This is a genomic window from Streptomyces sichuanensis, from assembly GCF_020328095.1.
GTDB lineage: Bacteria > Actinomycetota > Actinomycetes > Streptomycetales > Streptomycetaceae > Streptomyces > Streptomyces cinnamoneus.
On record NZ_JAIXMK010000083.1, the window covers coordinates 23,264 to 29,936 of the forward strand.

Sequence of the window (6,673 nt, forward strand, 5' to 3'; positions counted from 1 at the left end):
GCCCCACGGCCCGGCCCCTGCCGTCACAGAAAAACATACCTTTCAGAAGGTATGTTGTGTGCAGTGATCAACCTCCGACGGGACGGAAGGGGAAGAGGTGGCACAGCAAGAGAGGGCCCGGCGTACGCGCGAGCTCATCCTGGACGCGGCGGCCGAGGAGTTCGCCCTGCGGGGCTACGCGGACACCACGATGCACGCGGTCGTCGCGCGCACCGACATGACGAAGGGGGCGCTCTACGGGCACTTCCCCTCGAAGGAACACATCGCCGGCGCGCTCGTACAGCAGGCGCTGGAGGCGTGGCGGGCACTGCGCCGGCACTGCGAGACGCCGGACCTCACGGCCGCGGCCGCGCTCGAAGCGCTCGCCCTGGGACTCGCCGACCGGCTGTGCACGGACGTCCGCTTCCGGGCGGCGCTGCGGCTGACCGCGGACCGGCGCCCGCTCGGCGCGGACGCCCCGGACGTCTTCGAGGACGCCCGGCAGTGCCTGATCACCCTCGTCCGCCGGGCCCAGCACGAGGGCGCGGTGCGCCCCCATCCGCCGGAAGTGCTGGCCCAGTTGCTGCTGGTCTTCGTCTACGGCACCCTGCACGCCTCGCGGCGCGGCGCGGCGGACGAACCACTGCCGGGCTGGGAGGAGGCGTGGCGGGTCCTGATCGAGGCGCTGTCCACCAAGGAGCGCACCGAAGACCACGCCGGAAACCGGGCCGGTAACCCCGGCAAAAAACATACCTTCCCGAAGGAATCTTGACCGCCACCGCCCGGCACCACGACAACGGAGGACACAGATGACCGTGGTAGACGAGTTCCAGCCCGCGCCCGGCACGGACGACGTCGACGACGTCGACATGCGCCACCTTCGCTACTTCCTCGCGGTCGTGCGCGCCGGCACGGTCTCCGCGGCGGCACAGGAACTGCACATCTCCCAGCCCAGCCTGAGCCAGCAGATCCGCCGGCTGGAGCGGCGCGTCGGCGCCCCGCTGTTCCACCGCAGCTCGCGCGGCGTCGAACTCACCCCCGGCGGGCGCGCGTTCCTCCACGGCGTCCGGGACATCCCCGGCCGGCTCAGGTCGGCCATCGCGGCGGCGGCGCCCGCCCCCGCCGACCTCCCGGTCGGCATCTGCCACGGCGTGCCCGCCGAGGTGCTCGCCGAGATCCAGTGCGGGCTCACCGGCCGCAGCGCCCGGCCCGACGGCGCGGAGGGCGGCCCGGCGCCGCGGCTGACGATGCGCAGCGTGCACTCGGCGAGCCAGCTGGAGTTGCTGCAGCACGGGGAACTGGCCTTCGGTGTCGTACGGATCCCCATCGACGCCGAGGGGCTCGTCCTGGCCACCGTCTGGGACGAGCCCCTCGGCATCGTCCTGCACAGCGAACACCCGCTGACCGCCCGGCCCGCGCTGACCTGGGCCGACCTCGCCGCCCAGCGACTGCTGTGGTTCGACACCGGGTGCGCGCCGGGCTATGCCGAGGCCGTGCTGTCGCAGCTCGCGGCGCTCGGCTGGCAGCCCGAGGTGCACCCGATGGACCACGACCAGCAGGCCCTGTTCGTGCACGCCCTGCAGTCCACCCCCGACCTGGTGGCCCTGCGCCCCCAGCCCTCCGTGCACGGCTACCCGCAGCTCACCTGGCGCCCACTGCCCCCGCACGGCGCGCCCCGCGAACGGCTCGCGCTGGCCGCGCTCGACGGCGGCCCGCACGCGCGCACCCTGCGCCGGGTGGCGGCCGCGCGCTACTGGCCACTCGGCCGCTGACGCGCGAAGCGATAACGGACCGAAGGATGGCGGCTATTGCCGCCATCCTTTTTCGCTTATGGCCGCCCTGCAGCCATAGGAAAAACAGCATGGCAACTACATCTTTTTCGTCTTGGACGCAGCCCGAACAAGCCAACTAGCGTGTTGTTCACGGCGCTTGAACGACAGCAGCCGCCGAATTCCCGGAATTGCTCCGCAGCGTCGCGGACTTCCAGTCTGCCCGTGCTCATCTCCCAGGGGGAATGCGTGATCAAGACAAAGCTGACCGAATTGCTCGGCATCGACCACCCGGTGATCAGCGCACCGATGGGGTCGGTGGCCGGCGGCCGGCTGGCCTCCGCCGTCACCGCGGCCGGCGGACTGGGCCTGGTCGGCGTCAGCTACGGCGACGCGGCCTTCATCGACGAGCACGTGGCGCAGGCGGCCCGGGCCGGCGGCGTCTGGGGCGTCGGCTGCGTGATGTTCACGTTCGACGAGCGCCCCGGCCTATGGGAGCAGGTCATGGGCTACGCACCCCCGGTGGTCGCCCTCTCCTTCGGCGACCCGGAGCAGGTCCACCGCTACGTGGGCCGGGCCCGCGAGGCGGGCTCGCACGTGGTGGTGCAGGTCCACGACCCCGAGCAGGCGGCCGTGGCGCTGGCGGCCGGCGCCTCCGTCATCGTCGCCCAGGGCGCCGAGGCGGGCGGTCACCACAAGCGCCGGCTGGCCACGCTGCCGCTGATCCCCGCCGTCCTCGACGTCGTCCGGGGCGCCGTGCCCGTCGTCGCCACCGGCGGCATCGCCGACGGCCGGGGCCTCGCGGCAGCCCTCGCCCTGGGCGCCGACGGCGCCATGGTGGGCACCCGCTTCGCCGCCACCGAGGAGTCCCTGGCCACGCCCGGCTTCAAGGCCACGATGGTGAGCGCCCGTACGGCCGACACCGTCGACAGCCGCGCCTTCGACGTCGTCCGCGGCATCCCCTGGGACGAGGTCTACACGGCCCGGACCGTCGCCAACGACTTCACCCGCACCTGGGAGGGGCGCGACGAGGAACTGGCCGAGCGGCGCGCCGAGGTGGAGCCGGCCTGGCTCGACGCCGTGGCCCGCGACGACACCTCGCAGCGCGCCATGTTCGCGGGCGAAGTGCTCGACCTCGTCCACGACATCCGGCCCGCCGGCGACGTCGTCCGCTCCCTGGCGACCGAGGCCGAAGACGCCCTCGGCCGCCTCGCCCGCGGCATCACGGCCCCCGCCGGCGCCTGACGGCACCGGCACCCCCCCACCGAGCACCGATCCCGAAGAGGAAACGATGATTCACGTCCTGACCCTGACCTACCTCCAGTCCCGCGACGTCGTGGACGCCCACATGGCCGGGCACAAGAAGTGGCTGCGCACCCACGCCGACCAGGGCCGCATCCTGCTCAGCGGCCCGAAGGCCGGGGGCGGCGCGGTGATCGTCACCGCCGACCTCGACGAGGACCAGGTCACCGCGCTCATCGAGAGCGACCCCTGGCACGAGCTGGGCATCGCCTCGTACGAGACCGCCGCCTTCGACGCCCGGTTCGCGTCCCCCGGCGTCGTCACCGCCCCCGAGCCCGGCGACTCCGTCTTCCTCATCAACGTCGCCACCACCGACTCCCCCGCCGAGTCCGTGGACGCGCTCGCCGAGGCCGTCGAGCACGTCTCCGCCACGGCCGCCGGCTTCCGCGGCTCGCGCCTGCTGACCAGCGTCGAGGGCGACGCCATCGTCAACTTCGCGGCGTGGTCGAGCCGGGAGGAATTCGACGCGATCTTCGAGGACCCGGAGTTCACCGCCCGCTACCAGGCGTTCGCCAAGACCACGACGGGCGCCAAGTACCGCCTCTACCGCACCAGCCGGGTCATCACCCCCGCCCGCTGACGCCACCCGGCACCCCCACCCCCACCCCCCTCGACTTCCGCACACTCTTCCCACAGGAGAACTCCCATGTCGTCACAGCCGGAGGAATACGACCTCGTCGTCATCGGCTTCGGGGCCGCCGGCCTGTCCGCCGCCGTCACCTACGCCGAGGCCACCGCGGACCGCGGGACGCCCGTGCGCATCGCGGTGCTGGAGAGGTCCGCGAAGGAGGACCGCGGCGGCGCCACCCGCTGGACGGGAGCCTTCCTGCGCGTCGACGAGGACCGGCAGCTCGACACCGACTACGCCGACCACCTCACCCGCGAGTCCAAGGGCCTGGCCGACACCGCCTACGTCGCCAGGCTCGCCCGGGAGACCCCGCAGACCCTCGCCTTCGTCGAGCGGCACGGCGTCGAGATCTCGTACGACGCATTCCCGCTGCCGCACACCTTCGACGGCGGCGTCCCGTCGATGACCCCGCCCGCCAGCCCGCTCGGCGGCGGCGCCTCGATCGTCTCGCACCTCGGCGCCGCCCTGGAGAGGGACCCGCGCGTCGACATCCGCTACGAGACCGAGGCGCTGCGCCTGACCACGGACGACGAGGGCGCCGTCGACGGCGTCGTCGTCCGCGGCCGCGACGGCCGCACCCGCCGCCTGCGCGGCCGCTCCGTGGTCCTGGCCTGCGGCGGCTTCCAGGGCAACGTCGAGGCCCTCACCCGCTACGTCGGCGAGCGCGCCTGCGACCTGCCGCTGATCGCGCCGGGCATCGCCAACAACCGCGGCGACGCGCTGCGCATGGCGATGGAGCTGGGCGCCGACACCGCCGGCCAGTTCGACATGATCCACGCCGAGCCGGTGGACCGCCGCACCAAGGCCGCCGACGCCGTCCTCTACGGCACCGCCTGCGGCATCTTCCTCAACGGCAAGCTGGAACGTTTCTTCGACGAGGGCCGCGACACCTGGGACAACACCTTCGAGCACGTCGGCTACGAGATCTGGAAGAACCAGGACCAGGAGGCGTACTGGATCGCCGACGCCAAGACGCTGGCCATCCCCGGCATCATGAACTCCCTGCTCAGCGACGTCCCGCCGGAGCAGGCCGACACCCTCGCCGAACTCGCCGCGAAGCTGGGCGTCGACCCGGAGGGCCTGGAGAAGTCCGTCGCGGAGTTCAACGCCGCCTGTGGCCCGGGCGAGTTCGACCACACCCGCCTCGACGGCAAGAGCACCGTCGGCGTCACCCCGCCCAAGTCCAACTGGGCCACGCCGCTGGACACCGCGCCGTTCATCGGCGTGCCCGTCACCTCCGCCGTCTGCTTCACCTACGGCGGCATCCGCACCGACCTCGACGGCCGGGTCGTCACCCCGTCCGGCGCGCCCATCCCCGGCCTGTACGCCGCGGGCGAGGCCACCGGCCTCTACTACCACTCCTACCCGCCGGCGACCTCCGTGCTGCGCTCGCTGGTCTTCGGCCGGATCGCCGCCACCCACGCGGCGGCGCGGCAGACCGCGTGAAGCGGTCCGCCCGTCACGTCATTCCACTAGGGGGAAACACACCATGTCCATCATCAACATAGACGTCACCTTGCGCGACGGCGGTTACCGGAACGGCTTCAACTTCCCGCTGGATTACGCCCTCAAGCACGCGAAGCTGAGCGTGGAGTCGGGATTCGACTGGGTCGAGATCGGCTACCGCAAGGGCTCCTTCGCCCCGATCCCGGATCTCGGTCTGACCGGGCGCGGCGAGGACGACTACATCGCGGCGGTGGCGGAGGAGATCGGCGCCGACAAGGTCGCCCTGATCCTCCACCCGAAGAACATCAACGACGACGACCTCCCGGACATGTACCGGGCCGGCGCCCGCCTGATCCGCATCGTCCTGCCCCCGCGGGGCTACGAGGCCGGCCTGGACCGCATCCGCCAGGCCAAGGAGCTCGGCTTCACCGTGGGCGTCAACTTCGCCCGCGTCAGCCAGCTGCCGGCCCGCACGGTCGTGGAGCTGGCGGCCGCGAGCTCGGACGCCGGCGCCGACGTCGTCTACCTGGCCGACTCCAACGGCGCCCTGTCGCCGGTGGACGCCGCCTCCCTCACCACCCTCACCCGGTCCGTCGTCGACGGCGCGGTGGGCCTGCACGCGCACAACAACCTCGGCCTGGCCCTCGCCAACGCCATCGCCGCCATGGACCACGGCGCGACCTGGATGGACTCCTCCGTCCAGGGCATGGGCAAGGGCCCCGGCAACCTCATCGCCGAGCAGTGGATGGCCCACCTGGAGCGCACGGCCCAGGACGGCGGCCGCCTCCACCTGGCGCCGCTGCTGGAGCTCGCCGACCTGCTGCTCGCGAACATCCCCGAGGGCACGCCCTCGCTGCCGCTGCCGGACCTGCTGCTCGGCCAGTACGACCTGTCCGTCGAACACCGCACGACCGTCAACTGCGGGCACCGCGCCGGCGTCGAGGCCGCACGGACCCTGTCGGTGGCCCGGTGACCTGGGCCGCATCTCCTGTGCCGGCGGCGGTCTTCGCCCCGAGGACCGCCGCCGCCAGGGCGAGGGCCCTCGTCCTCGCCCCCGTGCTGCCCGAGTGGGACGAGGGCGCCTTCTTCGCACCCGTCGTCCGCACCCTCACCGACGCGGGCGTCCACGTCACCGTCGTCGACACGCTCGCCGCGTGGGACGAGGACATCACCTCGCTGGCCGCCTTCACCGACCGCTGGCGCGAACTCCTCCCCCGCGTAGGCCCGTTCGACCTGCTGTGCGGCAACGCCCTCGGCGGAGCCCTGGCCCAGGCCCTGCTGCCGTCGGTGCCCCCGGCCACGGGCGTCCTGCTGGTGTCGGCACCGACGGTGGCGGACGCCGTCCTGGAGCAACGACTGACGCAGATCGCGGACGCCGCCCGCGCGGGTGATCTGGCCGGGTCCCTGGCGTTGCTGGACCACTGCGTACGGCCGGGAACGCCGGGCGAGGACGTACGGCCCGGGGGGCCCGGCGCCGCGCCGGGCCGGACGGCCGGGGCCGACGTGGTCCACGAGGCCGACGCGCCCGGCCGCACCGCCGGCCCCGGCG

General features: G+C 73.0%; 7 protein-coding genes. All 7 read left to right on the plus strand.

What is annotated here, in order from left to right:
* The first annotated feature begins 97 nt into the window (after positions 1-97).
* Complete coding sequence (locus tag LE181_RS22380; protein WP_225663306.1) at positions 98-751, plus strand: TetR family transcriptional regulator; 654 nt, start codon at positions 98-100, stop codon at positions 749-751.
* A gap of 37 nt (positions 752-788) precedes the next feature.
* Positions 789-1,751, plus strand: coding sequence for a LysR family transcriptional regulator (locus LE181_RS22385; protein WP_225663307.1), 963 nt, complete (start codon positions 789-791; stop codon positions 1,749-1,751).
* Between the two features lie 246 nt (positions 1,752-1,997).
* The gene (locus LE181_RS22390; protein ID WP_225663308.1) at positions 1,998-2,993 is read left to right on the plus strand and encodes an NAD(P)H-dependent flavin oxidoreductase; all 996 of its coding nucleotides are present in this window, start codon (positions 1,998-2,000) and stop codon (positions 2,991-2,993) included.
* A gap of 46 nt (positions 2,994-3,039) precedes the next feature.
* Entirely contained in the window at positions 3,040-3,630 is a 591-nt protein-coding gene (locus tag LE181_RS22395) for a YciI family protein (protein ID WP_225663309.1), read from the plus strand.
* A gap of 66 nt (positions 3,631-3,696) precedes the next feature.
* On the plus strand, positions 3,697-5,124 hold the full coding sequence (locus tag LE181_RS22400) for an FAD-binding protein (protein WP_225663310.1): 1,428 nt from the start codon (positions 3,697-3,699) through the stop codon (positions 5,122-5,124).
* A 43-nt stretch (positions 5,125-5,167) separates the two neighbouring features.
* Entirely contained in the window at positions 5,168-6,097 is a 930-nt protein-coding gene (locus tag LE181_RS22405; protein ID WP_225663311.1) for a hydroxymethylglutaryl-CoA lyase-like TIM-barrel protein, read from the plus strand.
* On the plus strand, positions 6,094-6,673 hold a 580-nt coding region (locus tag LE181_RS22410; protein WP_225663312.1), incomplete at its 3' end, for a hypothetical protein. The genes LE181_RS22405 and LE181_RS22410, both read left to right, overlap by 4 nt.